A 16,045-nucleotide genomic window follows, 5' to 3' on the forward strand; every position below is an offset into this window, starting at 1 on the left:
AGTTATAAGTTAAAGGGTCTGATGTAGTACCAGTGATTGTTCCGGCACAGGCATCGGTTGTTGTTGGGGCAGTAGCTGTTGCAGAACACTCCCCGGTCACGTCTGCAAGGGATGGCGTAACGGGATCTTCATTGTCATTAACGGTAACAGTAAAGCTACATGTGTTACCAGTTGCAACATTAGAAGCATCTCTTTCTTCCCATGTTTGGGTTGTGATTCCAACAGGAAAGGCGCTTCCTGATGAATATCCAGTACCATCAATTTGTACCATTGAACCCGAAGGTATATCAGTTGTAGGTATGCTATAATTTACAAAGGCTGTACAAAGTCCAGAATCATTATTAATGGAAATAGGCCCTGGACACCCATTAATAGTAAAAAAACTATTGCTATTTGTATTAAAATTTAAATTGGCTGATGCACTTTCGTTATTCTCACCAAACACCCTCGCATAATCCGAAATCAAGCCATAATAAGGGGTGTCATTATTTGAAGAAGGAGCAGGACTCCTTTTTAAGTAAAAATTATTTGCTAACAGCGAACTGCAAAATAATAGGCTACTTAAGATATAAAGAAACTTAAAAAAGTATTTTCTCTTCATAAATTGTTAATATTTAGGGCATTGCACAAACGTAAACAGGTTCGTTTTCTTACTTTCTTTAAAAAACGAACTAATTATAGGTTTTACGTGCTATTAACCAATTATGAGGGATATGTAAAATTAGAATGTCCTTCGGTATATGTCAAAAATACTCGTTGAAATACCCTTATTTCCTATTAGTAGGAGCATAAAAATTTTAACATAGATTAATTAATAGTAATCTGTTATAAAACAGTTAATTAGTGTTTTACCTACTTGTTTTAGTAAATATTTTTGATAAATAACTGTTTTATGGACACGAATATAGAATAAAAAATTCACAAAACATCTATAAAACGCAAAAAAAATCGACGAAATGCATTTATTTTATTAATTTTATGCCATCGATTGCTAATTTAAGGTGTTGTTAATCAATAAAATATCATGTGTGTTTTTAATGAATTGAACGTGGAGATTAAACGTTGTTAATTTCTTTAGAAATAAGTATCAAGGAATGCCTAATCTATTTTGTTGCGTTTTCTATAATTAGAATTTTAAATAAGAACTGGTATAAATTAAAAAGGGTTTTTCTGTATGAAATACATTTTTAGCAATTGTGCATTTTCAGAATACTTATTATGGACAGCATGGGGAACAGAACCATCAAAGAATAGAATATCACCTTCATTTAAAACAATGGATTCTTCATTTATAATGTAATCCAGTTTCCCGTTTACAACATAAATTAACTCAACGGCATCTGTTGAAATAGGTTCTCTATAAACGCCTTTATTAACCCTAACAATGTAAGTACGTAGTGTGCTGTCTGATAATGAATTGGAAAACAGAAAGGTGTATTCTAAGCCCATGGAGTCTTCACGATCCTCTAATTCACCTTCCCCATGTCTTATTAGTACATAGGGTTCGGTGTTGTTGGACATTAGATTTAATTCGCCTAAATCTATTTGCAGGGCTTGCATGATTTTTAGTAAAACAGGAAGTGATGGTGTGGTCCTAAAATTTTCTATTTTTGAAATCAAGCCCGTACTAACATCGCTCATTTCGGCAACCTGCTTTAGGCTCAATTCTTTACTTAAACGCACTCGTTTTAATTGCTTTCCTAGATTTACTAAAATATCATCCATGTTTTAGTGGTTTATGAGAAATTTATCTTAGCAAGATACGATTTTAATACTTCAAGAAAAGCCTTGATATCGTTGTGATCGATTTGACCGATATTGGAAATTCTGAAGGTATCGTAATTATTTACTTTTCCGGGATATATGGTAAACCCTCTATCGAAGAAATAGTCATGCATTTCATCAAAATCGTAAGATTCTGTTTTGGGCTCTATAATAGAGGTAATGATTTTTGAGTGGTATTTCCTATCTATTAAATACTCTAATCCTAAGGCTTCTATACCATCCAACAATGTCTCCCAAGACTTAGAATAACGCTCATAGCGGGCTTCTATGGTTTCTTCCTGTGTTTCAACGATAGCCTGTTTTAAGGCATAAAATGTTTGTACAGGAGGCGTAAAACGGGTTTGATGCGTTTTCTCGAAGTAAGCGTATTGCGCATACAGATTTAAGTATAGGCTTCGCATAGGTATGGAAGCTGTTGCATCTAATGCTTTTTTATTACAGATAGCAAAACCTATACCCGCCATACCTTGTATGTTTTTATTTGAACTTGCAGCCAAGAAGTCAATATTCATGGTTTTCATATCTACTGGAATGGCGGCAAACCCACTCATAGAGTCTACTATAAAACTAATACCGTGGTTTTTGCAAATGTTACCAACAGCAGCAATGTCATTTAACAACCCAGTTGTGGTTTCATGGTGGATCATCGCCAAGTGCGTCAATCCATCAGTGTTTTTAATGGTGTCTTCCAAAGCGCTTAAGTCAATTGGTTCAATTGAAGACGATTCAAAAACAACAGTGGGGATTTTATAAACACTTGTAATTTGGCACATCCGCTTTCCGTAAGCACCATTATCTATAATTAATACCTTGCCACTGTCTGGAATTACAGAATTTAGAATAGCTTCTACTGTTGCTGTGCCCGATCCTCCAAATAATACTGTAGCATACTCCTTTGGGTCTCCAACAAATCTGGTTATTTCTGTGGAACAAAACTCCATAAGATCACCGAATTCTTTTTCTCTTGGACAAATGTCTGGTACCGCTTGCGCTAATTTTACCGAATCTGTGGTCGTAGCTGGTCCAGGATTTAATAATACATTTCTTTTAATTTCCATAAGATAGTGTTGGTTTTATGCTTGGTTTAAGTCTTTGTTGTTTTGAAAGACTTAGAAAAACCATATAATGTTTTTAGTTTAATTTAATTATTGTGTTTTATCTTAACAAACGCTAAAAAAATTTAAAGTTTGTTATGGTTTTAAGTATAGTTTATGGTTATGCAATATCCCATGGTAGGGAATAGGTTTTTACATAAGTATAGGCTTTCATGGCCTCAATAACACCTTCTTTGTAGCCTAATCCAGAATCTTTTACACCACCAAAAGGAGTCCATTCCAATCGGTAACTAGGCGCTTCGTTTACATTAACGGTTCCAGTATCCAATTCTGTAATAACACGTTGAATGGATGGCCAATGATTACTTACTACTCCACCAGACAAACCGTAAGGGGTGTCGTTGGCGATATCTATTGCTTCATCTAATGTAGAGAAACGAATAATCGGGGCTACCGGACCAAAGGTTTCCTTAGCAACAACTTCGTGATCATTTTTAATATGGTCTAAAACCGTTGGAGCAAATAGTGCACCTTCACGTTTATTGCCTGCCAAACACACGGCACCATTAGCTATGGCATCTTGTACACGTCTTTCCATTTCAATGGCGGCTTCTTCAGTAATTACGGTTCCCATATCGTTATTTTCATCGTATGGATTACCATATTTTAATGCGCTAACGCGTTTGGCCAATCTGGAAGCATATTCGTCTGCAATACTTTCATGCACCAAAATCCTTCTAATAGCTGTACAGCGTTGTGCAGAATTTTTGAAAGTTCCAGCCATGGTGACTTCAACGGCTTCATCAATATCGGCATCGTCTAATATTAATAAAGCTGAGCTGCCACCTAGTTCTAAAACCAACTTTTTGTAGCCTGCTTTCGAAGCAATTATTTTTCCAATTTTACTACCTCCAGTAAATGAAACCATGGTAATTTCAGGGTGTACGGTCATCATCTCGGATGTGGCTTGAATGTCTTTGCCATTCACGCAGTTAAGCATGTTGGGTGGCAAGCCACAATCCAGTGCCAATTGTGTAAAATAGTAGGCAGAAAGCGGTGTTCTTTCAGAGGGTTTTAATACCACGGTATTATTGGTTGCAATAGCAGGTGCTATTTTATGGACCACTTGGTTCATAGGATGGTTAAATGGTGTAATGGCACTAATTAAACCTAAGGGGACCCGAGTGGTATAAATTCTTCTGGGCTTACCATTTTTAGATACATCACAAGGAAACACTTGTGAATCATCGTCAAGAGCCTTCATGGCCGAAAAACGCAATACATCGGAAACACGACTGGCTTCATAGCGTGTGTCTTTTAAGCAGAGACCAGTTTCATCGGTAATCATCTGGCTGACTTCATCTACACGTCTTTCAAGCGCGTCAGCAATTTTATTTAAAATCTCATAACGTTCATAGCGTGTGAGGTTTATCTTAGTTTTTTTGGTATCTGTTAAAACTTTGTCCAAGGTATCAGTATTTATTGAAGCAACCCTACCTACTAATTTTTTGGTGTATGGATTGAATACCTCAATCCATTCTCCAGTTTTAACTTGTTTGCCATTAATTATGGCACCAAATTCTATAATACCATCACTGTTTTTATGACTGTCTTTTTCCATTATTCCAACTTGTTATTTTATGACTTTAATAGGTTTTTTAGGCTTAACTGATTTAAAATCCGTTAGAAAGGAAATGGAATAAATCGAAGTTTCTGCTTTCTCCAGAAGCTAATTTTTCTGCATATTCACTATTCAGTTTCTTGTTAAAAATCATAGGAACCACTTGGCAGTGTTCACTGCCATGGGAACGCAATCCTTCTTTTACCTTTTCTAGGTCATGCCACTCTGGCGTTCTTCCTATGGTTGTTGCAGCATCTGAAAGTATAACTAGATCTCCAATTCTATCGGATGGCAATTCATAAGCTTCAACGGCTTCATCGTTGGTCAACACTTTTTCAATACCATCTAAACTTAATAGATAAGCTTTTGCCGCTTCAAGTTGAGATTTATCATCTAGATATAAGGTTCCATAGCCTCCCAAAGCACCATGGTGCACTACATAAGGATCAGTAATTGGTAGGATGACCCTCGTGCTAATACCTTGCTCGTTCAGTAGTTTTTCAATGAACTGTACTTTTGGCGATCCATCTACATTTGTTTTAGCTTCCATACCATGGTCTGCCGTAACACCTACAATAGCACCCAATTTGTCAAGCTCACCTAACCAGTAGTCAATTTTTGCTAGAAAATCGTTAGCACCTTCACTTCCAGGCGCATATTTATGTTGTACAAAATCGGTAGTGGTTAAGTACATCACATCATAATGTTCGCGTTGTAAAAGTTTTGCGCCAGCTTCAATACAGTAAACAGAAATATAAGGATCGTATATGCCTGGTCTTTCTTTACCCATTAATTCACTTTCAACATTTTCAATGCCATTTTCCTCTAAAGTGGCTTGATTGGCAAATTCAGCAGAAAAACAGATGCCATTTAAATTATGGGCCAGCATTTTTCTTAGTTTATCTTTAGCAGTAACAACAGCAACTTTACGATCGTTATGACTCAGTTCAGATAAAATGGTTGGTACTTTTAGGTATTTCGGGTCGTTCATCATCACTTCTTCTTGTAATTGTGTATCCCAATAAAAATTACCGCATATACCATTTACTTTTGGAGTTACCCCGGTAACAATAGCCATATTGTTTGGGTTTGTAAATGAAGGAATGACACTTTTTACTAAACCAAACGAGCCTTCGTTTATAAAACGTTGCAAATTTGGCATAACGTGTTTTGCCTTTTCATAGTATGGGTATGAAGTGCCATCCATACAAATCCCTATTATTGTTTTCTTTTGTCTAGGGTAATTTCTGTTGTTTATTTCCATTATTTAAGTGACTAAATATTTAAACTAAAATTTTCACAAAAGTAAAAAAAATATACTAATACTATAATTTTATAATTAATATTTACTAATATTATAATTATTTTAGTTCTTTTATTGCTTTTACCTTGAAAACTGTTGACGAAAAAGAGTTGTTTTTTGAGTAATCTATTGAACAACCACAGCCTAAGTTTAAATAAAGCACTAATGGATGTTCAAATACATTTTATTGCTATTTTAGATTAAAGATATTTTATGATAAAAAAGGTCGTAGTTATTGGTGCAGGTACTATTGGCACTGCAGTAGCCTATTATGTTAGTAAAATGGCTAAAGCTGAAGTTGTATTAGTTGAAAGGAATTTTATTGGTTCTGGTAACACGTCTTTAGCGGCTTCATTAGTGACTTTGGCAAGGTCGAAAAAATCAATAGTTCCGTTGGTCATGCAGACTATGGAAGCTATTACAGAAATAGAAGATTTGTTGGGTGAGGCTATAGGGGTTATGCGTGTTGGTAGTATTCATGTTGCAGCATCTGATGCTTCAGAGAAAAGTATAAAGGGGTTAATGGAGGTAGCTCTATCTTTTGGATTAAAATGTATGTGGCTCGAACCTCAAGACATTAAATTAAGATTGCCATGGCTCAATATTGATAAGGTTAGGGGTGGCGCATTTATGGAGGAGGACTGTTACATGGAGTCAACTATTTTGGCCACAAATTTTGCAAAAGCTGCAAAACGTTTGGGAGCAGTTATTAAGCAATATACCAATGTTGAAGAAATATTAACAGATGAAGGTAAGGTAACAGGAATACAAACTGACAAGGGTATTATTGATTGCGATGTAGTAGTAGATGCTGCAGGAGCTTGGAGTAACCTGTTGTCAATGCAAGTGGGTGAGGCGGTCCCAATGGCCCCTGTAAGGAGTGTTTATTGGATAACTGGAGAACGTCCAGATTTATTTAATCCTAACCAGCCTATGGTTATTTTGCCCGATGCATCTGCTTATTGTAGACCGGATGGAACGTCTTTGCTTTTTGGTATAAGGGACAATAAAGGAGTTCATGTAGATCCTAGGCTATTGCCGAGTAGCATGAATGGATTTAACCTGATTTCTGAAGCCGAATCGTGGGATATAATAATGGAAAAAGGAGCGGTTTTTCAAGAATTTTTTCCAGAATTCTATGATATGGAAATAGCCCATTGTGTCTCTGGTTTTTCAACCTATACCCCAGATGCCTCTTTGGTGGTTGGAAGAGCGAAGCATGTTGACGGGTTGTATTTGTCAACAGGTTGTTCTGGTGCTGGCGTAGCTACATCGGGCGGGTATGGACGTACTATAGCAGAATTAATATCTGAGGTGCCTTTGTTTACTAATATTGAATCGTTTGGTGTTGATAGGTTTGGTGAAATAGATCCGTTTAATTCTAGTTTTAGGCAACGTTGTGCAGATGCACGTTCCAATAAAAAAGAAGGTTAATAATAATGAGCATTTTTGTAAAAATATTAATAAAGATAACTTATAAAAGTGATACTTTTTTATAGAAGTTTTATTTGAAAATAAATGAATGATTTTTTTAAGATTTGTTTGGAAAAGGTTTTTTAGGGATTGCTACCTTTAAGCATTATTTATTGAATCACTATATTGAATTTACAAAGATTTGTCTGGTAGTGCTTTAACTTTATTTTGCAATTCTTAAATACTTAAACTTATTTTGCTTAAGGGAATACGAATTTATCATGTAATCTAATTGATGTAAATAATGTTTGTAAGTTCAAAGTGCTTTTCAATTTAAAAGGAATAGAAATTTAGTGTTTCGTGATATAAAAAACGTATTTGTTATTCACCTTAAATAACAATCAAAATATAATTAAATGGAACAAAAAACGGTTACGTTGTTGATAAAGTGTCCAGATAGAGAGGGAATTATAGCCACATTAACGGGGTTTTTCTATAAAGAGGGTTTTAATATTATTAGTTTGCAGCAGTATACCAATGTAAGGGAAAAAAAATTCTTTATGCGTATATGCTTAACTACTAAGCAAAACATAACTATTGATCTAGAGGAAAAGTTTGATAAGTTATCCAAAAGTTTTGATATTGAATGGAAAATAGATTATGGTGACAAAAAGCAAAAAGTTGCTATAATGGTGTCGCATACCAATCATAATTTATATGATTTATTATCGAAATACAAAGAGGGCATATTGCCTTGTGAAGTCGTTTTGGTGGTTAGTAACCATGAAAAATTAAGGCCTGTGGCCGAAATGTTTGGTATTCCTTATTACTATGCACCTGTAAATAAAGAGACTAGAAACCAGCAAGAAGCAGAATTAAAGGATTTATTTGATAAAAATGAAATTGATTTAATAGTAATGGCAAGGTACATGCAGATACTGACATCAGATTTTATAAGTCATTATCCGTATAGAATCATTAATATTCATCATTCATTTTTGCCTGCATTTCAGGGTGCAAACCCGTACATGAGGGCTTATGAACGTGGGGTGAAATTAATTGGTGCAACAGCGCATTACGCTACCCAAGATTTAGATGAGGGTCCGATTATTGAACAGGATGTAGAGCGAGTAACCCATGAGTCTACGGTAAGCACTCTCAAGAGTATTGGTGCCGATATAGAAACAATGGTTTTGTCTAGAGCGGTTAAGTTTCATTTGAATAACCAGATAATCGTTGATGGAAATAAAACAATTGTATTTCCTGAAACATAAGTTATACTAGATTAAGTGTAAACCATATTTTTATTAGTAGTTGAATAATTGCTCTACGCCTTAGTCTTTTCAGTATTACCTTAATGTTAAGGTGATTAATTTGTATTCTAATCAATTAAGCTATAAGTTTATGTTCGAGCACAATAAATCAAGAATTAAAATACCCATTATGCGCTATAATGCCTTTTTTGTATTATTTCTAGTTTTATTGTTCAGCAGTTGTGCAGAGAAAAATAGAACTTTTCTACCTGTAGAAATTAATATTTTACCGAAACCATCAAAGCTTACTTTGGGGGAGTTTTCTTTTGCTTTTAAAGAAGGTGACAAGGTTTCAATCGAATCGGATGATCAACAAATTGCCGCAAATCATTTAATAGACTTAATCGGTAATACCACGGGTAAAATACTTGAATTGGAGGAAAAAAACTCGGGTAGGATTATCTTTAGATTTGTTGAAAGTATCCCATCTGAGGCGTATCAATTAGACGTTAATCCGAACCAAATTATTATTAGTGCTAGTGAGGCTGCTGGTTATTTTTATGGAGTGCAATCATTATATCAACTTTTAACACATGAATCAGTAAGTCATGGTGTTGAATCCAATAAGTGGTTAGTGCCTTGTGTTACCATAGAAGATAGTCCGCGTTTTAAGTGGCGCGCCTATATGTTAGATGAGTCGCGTTATTTTCACGGTGAAACATTTGTCAAGCAGATACTGGATCAGATGGCTTTATTGAAAATGAATATATTTCACTGGCATTTAGTAGATGATGCAGGTTGGCGTGTTGAGATTAAAAAATATCCATTATTGACAAAGGTTGGTGCGTTTAGAACCGATTCAGAAATTGAATGGTGGGGCAGTGGTAAAACATCTGGTGAAGCACATGGTGGCTTTTATACTCAAGAGCAAATAAAGGATATTGTAGCGTATGCTGCCGAGCGTAATATTACTGTGGTACCAGAGTTTGAAATGCCAGGGCACTCGAGTGCCGCTATTGCAGCTTATACTTGGCTAGGGACGGCTGGTAAAGATATTGATGTTCCTGTTAAATTTGGTAGACATTACGATAATTACGATGTGACCAAGCCTGAAGTTGAGCAGTTTATTAAGGATGTTCTTCTGGAGTTATTTGAGTTGTTCCCCTCTAAAGTTATTCATATTGGTGGAGATGAAGTGGGATATAAGGTTTGGGAAGAGTCAAAGCATGTTCAGGAGTACATGAAAGAAAATGGAATTAATACCCCTGCAGATTTACAAATAGCTTTTACCAATAAAATTTCAAAATTCATAGAGGAGAATGGACGAAGAATGATGGGTTGGAACGAAATTTTAGGCAAAAACATACATCATGGTTTTGAAGAAAAGAAAGACGATAAAGAAGCCGAGACAGAGCTAGCTAAAAATGTTGTTGTTCATTTCTGGAAAGGTGATTTGGAATTGGCTACCGATGCTGCTAAAAAAGGATATGATATTGTGAATTCACTACACAGTAATACTTATTTAGATTATAATTATAAATCAATTAGTTTACAAAAGGCTTATAGTTTCAATCCAATTCCAGAAGGATTGGAAGAACAGTACCATGAAAATATTTTAGGTTTTGGCTGCCAGATGTGGAGCGAATGGACACCTACATATAAAGATGTAGAACGTCAAACATTCCCAAGAATTGCTGCTTATGCAGAAGTAGGTTGGACGACAATAGAAAATAAAGACTTTGATAGCTTTAAAGTGGCTTTAAAAAAAATGCAGAGCCGCTGGGACAATTTAGGAATTAACTATGCGAAAGTGTTAGAGTAATGGAATGTAACTACAAATTATTTAGGTTATGAATAACATATGTAGAGTAATTGGTGTTTTTGCCATTTGTTTTACCATAATCTCTTGTAAACAGAAAGATGCTAAGGCTGTAGGGCATGGAGATAAGGGGGGTAGTGAGCAACCAAACATTATACTGTTTTTGGTTGACGATATGGGCTGGCAAGATACCTCAGTACCATTTTGGACAGAGAAAACAGCTTTTAATGAGCGCTACAAAACACCAAACATGGAACGTCTTGCAAAGGAAGGCATGAAATTTACGCAGGCTTATGCTACGTCTGTATGCTCCCCGACAAGGATTAGTTTAATGACTGGAATGAATGCTGCGAGGCATAGAGTTACTAATTGGACACTTAAGAAAGATATGCTGCAACCTGTGGAAGTAAACCATAAAAAATTGAAATTTCCAAGATGGAATGTTAATGGTATGAGTCCAATACCAGATATTAAAAATGCAGTATATGCTACACCGCTGCCAAATTTATTGCAAGAAGCAGGCTATTACACAATTCATGCTGGTAAAGCGCATTTTGGTGCTATTGGAACACCAGCAGAAAACCCTAAGCGTATTGGATTTGATGTTAATATAGCAGGACATGCTGCAGGGGCCCCAGAAAGTTATTTGGGAACAGAAAATTTTGGAAATGGTGAAAAAGGAAAGGAAATATGGGCGGTGCCAGGTTTGGAAAAATATCATGGTGAAGATATATTTTTAACCGAAGCACTAACTAAGGAGGCTATACTGGCTATGGATAGTGCTGTAGTAGTCAAAAAACCTTTCTTTTTGTATATGGCACATTATGCAGTGCACACGCCTTTATACGGGGATAATAGGTTTGAAAAAAAATATTTGGATGCAAGGCTAGACCCCAAGGAAGCCAAATATGCCTCTATGGTAGAGGGTATGGACAAGAGTTTGGGTGATTTAATGAATTATTTAAACGATAAAGGAATTGCCGATAATACCATTATTTTGTTTATGTCCGATAATGGCGGATTGAGTGCAGTGGCCAGAGGAGGCCAACCCCATACGCATAATAAACCTCTTTCAAGCGGTAAAGGGTCGGCACATGAAGGCGGTATTCGAGAACCAATGATTGTAAAGTGGCCCGGGGTAACTCAAGAAAATTCTAGTACAAGTAACTATGTTATTATAGAAGATTTTTTTCCAACCATATTGGAAATGGCAAGGATTGAAAAATATAAAGCTGTTCAAACTATAGATGGAAAAAGTTTTGTTTCAATTTTGAAATCTAAAGAAGTGAACAACAATGAAAGGCCTTTGTTTTGGCATTATCCCAATAATTGGGGGCAAACGGGCCCGGGTATTGGGGCGACCAGCGCCATACGTAAAGGCGATTATAAATTAATCTATTATCATATAGATAGTCATTTTGAATTGTTCAATATTGAAGAAGATATAGGTGAAACCAATAATTTGGCCAGTACAGAAAAAGAAAAGTTAAAAGCTTTGGCTGTAGAGCTTGGTGATTATTTAAGAGGAGTCAATGCACAAATGCCAACCAGAACAGACACCAATCAGCAAGTGCCTTGGCCAGATGCTGAAGAAGCTATTGGTCAAATAATAAATAAGACCTAGTTGGGTTTTACGATTTCTATTTTAAAAGCATTAATTTTAAAGCGGTATTGATAATTTTTTGAAAATAGAATGTAAATAATGCTATCTAAAGAAGAATTAAAGCGCTATTCAAGACACTTGTTGTTGAGTGAGGTAGGTATTGAAGGGCAACAAAAACTTAAGAATGCATCGGTTTTAGTTGTGGGGCTCGGTGGATTGGGGTCACCTTTAGCCATGTATTTGGCAGCATCGGGAGTAGGTACTTTAGGCTTGGTTGATTTTGATGTAGTCGATGCTTCTAATCTTCAGCGGCAAATCATTCATGGGACTTCTGATATAGGTAAATTAAAACTGGAATCTGCAACAGCCACACTTAAAAATATAAACCCCGACATTAATATTGTTCAGTATAGTGAAGCAATAACTTCAGAAAATGCATTGGACATCATCAAGGCATACGATATTGTCGCCGATGGCACCGATAACTTTCAAACCCGCTATTTGGTTAACGATGCCTGTGTGTTATTGGGAAAGCCAAATGTTTATGCGTCAATTTATAAGTTTGAAGGTCAAGCCAGTATTTTTGGAGCTAAAGGAGGACCTTGCTACAGGTGTTTGTATCCCACGCCCCCAGCGCCTGGTACTGTACCTTCTTGTGGCGAAGCTGGGGTGCTAGGCGTATTGCCCGGACTTATGGGAACCATTCAGGCGACAGAAGTGGTAAAGTTGATTTTAAAACAAGGGCAACCACTAATTGGGCGTTTGTTGCTTTACAATGCATTGCAAATGCATTTTTCCGAAATAAAATTAAAAAGAAATAATAATTGTTCGGTTTGCGGAGATAAACCAACTATTACAAAGCTTATTGATTATGATGTGTTTTGTGGTATAATGAAAGAAGGGAAAGGAGTGGAGTCTATGGAAAAGTTACACGGTAATAATGAAATAATGCCTAAGAGTCTTTTTGATTTGATTAATAAAAAAAATGTTTTTTTGTTGGATGTCCGTGAACCATATGAATATGAAATCGCGAAAATTAAAGGTTCTGTCTTGATTCCCCAAGAACAAGTTTCGAATAAACTAGACGTCTTGCCAAAGGATAAAACTATAGTGGTTATGTGTCATCATGGTGGTAGAAGTAAAAAAGTTGTAGAGTATTTAATTGACAATGGTTTTAACAAAGTTTATAATCTAAAGGGGGGTATAGATAAATATAGCATGGAGGTTGATCGCAGCTTAGATAGGTATTAATTTTAATGTGTTTTTAATATTAATAAACTTGAATATAACTAAAAAAAGTTGCAAGTTTGTAAAATACTACGATTTATATATAGGGTGTTCATAAAGCAAAATTATATTACCACTTTACTTTTACTGCTAATACTTTTTTCATGTAAAAAGAATAATGAAGGAAAATCATTAATGCTCTATTGTGCAGCAGGAATGAAACCGGTTGTTGAAGTAGTAGCAAATAATTATTTCAGTGAATATGGTGTGCGTATCAATATTCAATATGGAGGTTCTGGTACCTTACTTTCCAATTTAAGGGTGGCTCAACAAGGTGATTTATATTTGGCAGCCGATATAAGTTATATAAAGGAAGCCCAAAAGTTTAAACTCGTCAAAGAAACGCAACCTTTATCTTTTTTAAAACCTATCATAGCAGTACCAAAAGGTAACCCAAAAAGAATCAGGGGCATATCTAGTGTATTTCGTGATACTTTAAGAATTGCCATTGCAAATCCCGATGCAGCATCCATTGGACGTCTCACTAAAAAAATGTTTCAGGATTCAAAACTTTGGGATAGTATTCAAAACCATCTAGAAGTACAGATGCTAACAGTTAACGAAGTCGCTAATGCTGTTAAATTGGGAACAGTTGATGCAGGTATTATTTGGGATGCTACGGCCAATCAGTATGAGGATATTGATGTTGTCGACGAAAAGGCATTTAACAAATACATAAAAACAGTAACATTAGGCGTGCTTAAATTTTCCAAAAAACCAACTGAAGCCTTAAAATTTTTACGTTATCTTTCTGCTAAAAATAAAGGTTTGGAAACTTTTAGGGTCTTGGGCTATCACCCTATAGAAGGTGATGTTTGGGAAGAAACTCCAGAACTCTTATTCTATAGTGGTGGCGTAAATAGGCTGGCAGCAGATGAAACTATCAATGCATTTGAAACTCGTGAAGGTATAAAAGTAATACGCGTGTACAATGGTTGTGGAATATTGGTTTCCCAAATTAAAGCAGGACAAAACCCAGATGCTTACTTAACATGCGATGTGTCGTTTATGGAACAGGTAAAGGATAGGTTTACCAATATTTTGGATATTTCCAATACAAGAATTGTTATTGTAACCAAAAAAGAAAATCCAAAACAAATTCTAAGTCTTAGCGATTTAACAAAAAAAAATATAGAACTAGGTGTGTGCAATGATAACCAAAGCGCATTAGGAGCTCTAACAAAGCAATTGCTTGAGGGGCAAGGGTTGTGGGAAGCGGTTTATAAAAATGTTCGGTCCCAAGCGCCAACGGCAGATTTGTTGGTGAATCAAATTTTAACAGGCTCATTAGATGCTGTAATAGTATATTATGCTAATGTTGCGAAAGTTAAGGACAGATTAGAGCTAGTGTCAATAGATTTGGACCAGGCTATTGCACTTCAAAATATTGGGGTTGCTGCTCAATCCAATTACAAATATTTAACAAAACGATTAATAAACGCCTTAACGGAAAATAGTTCTAAAGATAAATATTTAGAATATGGTTTTGGTTGGGAATATACTAATCCAGATTTAAAACAATGAAGGAGCTTTTAAAAACAGAAGGAGATATTAACCTTTCCAAAGAAAGAACGCTATGGCAACAAGAGCAAAAACTTAATCAAAAAACCAAAAAGTTGTTAAGCGAAGATGAGGCCTTATTTTTACATCAGTCTATGTCTACACCTTGTCTTGATGTTCTTAGCTCATGTAAGGATGCCAAAATCACAAATTTGGAAGGAAAGGATTATCTTGATTTTCACGGGAATAATGTCCATCAAGTTGGGTTTTCTAATCCTTATGTCATTGAGCAAATAAAAAAGCAATTAGATGAATTATCTTTTTCTACCCGTCGTTATACTAATGAAGTAGCTATCGATTTTGCTAAAAGAATAACCTCTTTACTGCCCAAAGGTTTAGATAGAGTATTGTTTGCACCTGGAGGGACGTCGGCAGTAAGTATGGCTTTAAAATTAGCAAGAGTTGTTACTGGAAGACATAAAGTTATTTCAAATTGGGATTCCTTTCATGGCGCATCTTTAGATGCGATAAGTGCTGGAGGTGAAGCGGTATTTCGGCAGCATATGGGGCCAATGATGCCAGGAGTTATACGTATTCCTCCACCGATGAATACAGGGGGTTTTTTTGAAGATGAAATGAAATCTGCAGACTATCTCGAGTATGTTATTGAGAAGGAAGGTGAAATAGGGGCTTTTATTGCTGAAACAGTTAGGAATACAGATGTTCAGATCCCTTCTAAAAAATACTGGAAACGTATTCGGGAAATTTGTACTAAACATAATGTATTGCTTATTTTGGATGAAATACCAATTGCCTTAGGGCGAACAGGAAAAATGTTTGCCTTTGAGAATTTTAATATTGAGCCTGATATTTTATGTTTGGGAAAAGGACTTGGAGGAGGCGTCATTCCCTTTGCAGCAATGGTATGTAGAGAAGAGTATAATGTAGCTCAGGATATTTCGTTAGGACATTTTACACATGAGAAGAGTCCCGTTGGATGTGCAGCGGCTAGGGCCGTAATTGATTACATAAATGAGAACGAGGTGTTACAAAAAGTAAAAGAAGATGCTATTTTCATGAAACAAGCTTTGAACGACTTAAAATGTAAATACCCTATTATTAGTGAGGTAAGAGGGTTAGGGCTTTTGTGGGGAGTTGAATTAAGGTGTCCAGAAACCAATCAGCCAAAAGTTATTGAAACAGAGAAAATCATGTACAGTTGCTTAACACAGGGCTTAAGTTTTAAGGTGTCTCAAGGACATGTTTTACAATTATCACCAGCGTTGACTATTAAAAGGGAAGAGCTTAAAAATGCTATATCTATTTTAGATAGGGCATTTGAATCTATACTGTAGAGAAGTAGATAATCTAATAAAAGAAATAGGATTAAAGCGTTACAAGAACAT

Annotated in this window: 12 protein-coding genes; 7 read left to right on the forward strand and 5 right to left on the reverse strand. The window is 35.7% G+C overall.

Translation table 11 applies throughout. The features are described from left to right. The 5 genes from MR053_RS10855 to phnA all read right to left on the reverse strand — a co-directional run. Positions 1-601, reverse strand: a 601-nt coding sequence (locus MR053_RS10855) for an HYR domain-containing protein (protein WP_242132459.1), incomplete at its 3' end; no start/stop codon positions are given. 554 nt (positions 602-1,155) lie between these two features. After that, positions 1,156-1,725 carry a helix-turn-helix domain-containing protein gene (locus MR053_RS10860; RefSeq protein ID WP_223549132.1) on the reverse strand — a complete coding sequence of 190 codons (570 nt, stop codon included), beginning with the start codon at positions 1,723-1,725 and terminating at the stop codon, positions 1,156-1,158. An 11-nt stretch (positions 1,726-1,736) separates the two neighbouring features. After that, positions 1,737-2,843, reverse strand: coding sequence for a 2-aminoethylphosphonate aminotransferase (locus MR053_RS10865; RefSeq protein ID WP_242132460.1), 1,107 nt, complete (start codon positions 2,841-2,843; stop codon positions 1,737-1,739). 157 nt (positions 2,844-3,000) lie between these two features. Continuing rightward, positions 3,001-4,461, reverse strand: a complete 1,461-nt coding sequence (locus tag MR053_RS10870; RefSeq protein WP_242132461.1) for an aldehyde dehydrogenase family protein — start codon at positions 4,459-4,461, stop codon at positions 3,001-3,003. A gap of 52 nt (positions 4,462-4,513) precedes the next feature. Beyond that, positions 4,514-5,725, reverse strand: coding sequence for a phosphonoacetate hydrolase (gene phnA, locus MR053_RS10875; RefSeq protein ID WP_242132462.1), 1,212 nt, complete (start codon positions 5,723-5,725; stop codon positions 4,514-4,516). A 252-nt stretch (positions 5,726-5,977) separates the two neighbouring features. Between phnA and MR053_RS10880 the strand changes: the two genes are divergently transcribed. The 7 genes from MR053_RS10880 to pbfA all read left to right on the forward strand — a co-directional run bounded on the left by MR053_RS10880 (position 5,978) and on the right by pbfA (position 15,994). Further along, positions 5,978-7,198 (forward strand): NAD(P)/FAD-dependent oxidoreductase, encoded by a 1,221-nt coding sequence (locus tag MR053_RS10880; protein ID WP_242132463.1) that lies wholly within the window; start codon positions 5,978-5,980, stop codon positions 7,196-7,198. 395 nt (positions 7,199-7,593) lie between these two features. Continuing rightward, entirely contained in the window at positions 7,594-8,451 is an 858-nt protein-coding gene (gene purU / locus MR053_RS10885; protein WP_242132464.1) for a formyltetrahydrofolate deformylase, read from the forward strand. Positions 8,452-8,581: 130 nt separating this feature from the next. Continuing rightward, entirely contained in the window at positions 8,582-10,252 is a 1,671-nt protein-coding gene (locus MR053_RS10890) for a beta-N-acetylhexosaminidase (protein WP_242132465.1), read from the forward strand. 28 nt (positions 10,253-10,280) lie between these two features. Next, positions 10,281-11,873 (forward strand): sulfatase, encoded by a 1,593-nt coding sequence (locus MR053_RS10895; protein ID WP_242132466.1) that lies wholly within the window; start codon positions 10,281-10,283, stop codon positions 11,871-11,873. A gap of 78 nt (positions 11,874-11,951) precedes the next feature. Further along, positions 11,952-13,103 (forward strand): molybdopterin-synthase adenylyltransferase MoeB, encoded by a 1,152-nt coding sequence (gene moeB / locus MR053_RS10900; RefSeq protein WP_242132467.1) that lies wholly within the window; start codon positions 11,952-11,954, stop codon positions 13,101-13,103. A gap of 171 nt (positions 13,104-13,274) precedes the next feature. Further along, complete coding sequence (gene modA, locus MR053_RS10905; protein WP_242132468.1) at positions 13,275-14,663, forward strand: molybdate ABC transporter substrate-binding protein; 1,389 nt, start codon at positions 13,275-13,277, stop codon at positions 14,661-14,663. Then, positions 14,660-15,994 carry a (R)-1-hydroxy-2-aminoethylphosphonate ammonia-lyase gene (pbfA, locus tag MR053_RS10910; protein WP_242132469.1) on the forward strand — a complete coding sequence of 445 codons (1,335 nt, stop codon included), beginning with the start codon at positions 14,660-14,662 and terminating at the stop codon, positions 15,992-15,994. The genes modA and pbfA overlap by 4 nt, the downstream gene beginning before the upstream one ends. The last annotated feature ends 51 nt before the right edge of the window (positions 15,995-16,045 follow it).

This window comes from Aestuariivivens marinum (assembly GCF_022662175.1).
Taxonomy (GTDB): Bacteria; Bacteroidota; Bacteroidia; order Flavobacteriales; family Flavobacteriaceae; genus Aestuariivivens; species Aestuariivivens marinum.

Excerpts from the sequence above, each read along its gene's own strand:
- MR053_RS10860 (WP_223549132.1), bottom strand. The coding sequence starts at position 1,725 with ATGGATGATATTTTAGTAAATCTAGGAAAGCAATTAAAACGAGTGCGT.
- MR053_RS10865 (WP_242132460.1), bottom strand. The coding sequence starts at position 2,843 with ATGGAAATTAAAAGAAATGTATTATTAAATCCTGGACCAGCTACGACC.
- MR053_RS10870 (WP_242132461.1), bottom strand. The coding sequence starts at position 4,461 with ATGGAAAAAGACAGTCATAAAAACAGTGATGGTATTATAGAATTTGGT.
- phnA (WP_242132462.1), bottom strand. The coding sequence starts at position 5,725 with ATGGAAATAAACAACAGAAATTACCCTAGACAAAAGAAAACAATAATA.
- MR053_RS10880 (WP_242132463.1), top strand. The coding sequence starts at position 5,978 with ATGATAAAAAAGGTCGTAGTTATTGGTGCAGGTACTATTGGCACTGCA.
- purU (WP_242132464.1), top strand. The coding sequence starts at position 7,594 with ATGGAACAAAAAACGGTTACGTTGTTGATAAAGTGTCCAGATAGAGAG.
- MR053_RS10890 (WP_242132465.1), top strand. The coding sequence starts at position 8,582 with ATGTTCGAGCACAATAAATCAAGAATTAAAATACCCATTATGCGCTAT.
- MR053_RS10895 (WP_242132466.1), top strand. The coding sequence starts at position 10,281 with ATGAATAACATATGTAGAGTAATTGGTGTTTTTGCCATTTGTTTTACC.
- moeB (WP_242132467.1), top strand. The coding sequence starts at position 11,952 with ATGCTATCTAAAGAAGAATTAAAGCGCTATTCAAGACACTTGTTGTTG.
- modA (WP_242132468.1), top strand. The coding sequence starts at position 13,275 with ATGCTCTATTGTGCAGCAGGAATGAAACCGGTTGTTGAAGTAGTAGCA.
- pbfA (WP_242132469.1), top strand. The coding sequence starts at position 14,660 with ATGAAGGAGCTTTTAAAAACAGAAGGAGATATTAACCTTTCCAAAGAA.